1 pseudogene is annotated in these 560 nt (G+C 64.5%); it reads right to left on the minus strand.

The window, feature by feature from the left end:
• Positions 1–560: pseudogene (locus RFN28_RS34745) on the minus strand (hypothetical protein); the annotation flags it as partial.

Consider the following 560-nt stretch of genomic DNA (forward strand, 5'->3'; position numbering starts at 1 on the left):
GCATCGTCCTGCAAGTCGACGATGTCATCAAGCCCGGCATAGATCTGCGATGATCTGCGTGACGAGCCGGGCTGGGCAATTGCCGAGCCGTCAACTGCGGTCCAGTGGCCCGAGCCGCTACTCTCCTCAGCCAGTTGCCCGGGCGTGAGCGCATTCAGATCAAAATCCGGACGCCGATAAGGTGTGGGTGACAGTGGTTCAAGGCCGGCGAAGGTCGAGGACGAGCCGGCACTTTGAGCAGGCGAGGATGGGGCCGGATTGGGGGCTAATTCTGGCGGCAGCGATGTCGTCTGATGGAACTGCGGCACATTGGTAGCCATTGGCGCGCCACGCTGTGCGGCCTCTTCTTCATGGAAGGCTCGCAACACGTCCCAGGCCGGGTCGCCCGGGGACATGGGGATGGGCGAGAAGGCGACGGCCGAGGCGCTCTGCACAGTTCCAGTGGCCGGGCCGCTTGGCTGCTCGCGCGGGGCCGCTTGCCCATGGGCTGCCAAGCCCAGCGCATTGTTGGCTGCGACCATTTGCCGGTATTTCTGCAGAAAGCCCCAGGCTGTGCCGAA

The organism is Mesorhizobium album (assembly GCF_033977205.1).
Taxonomy (GTDB): domain Bacteria; phylum Pseudomonadota; class Alphaproteobacteria; order Rhizobiales; family Rhizobiaceae; genus Mesorhizobium; species Mesorhizobium album.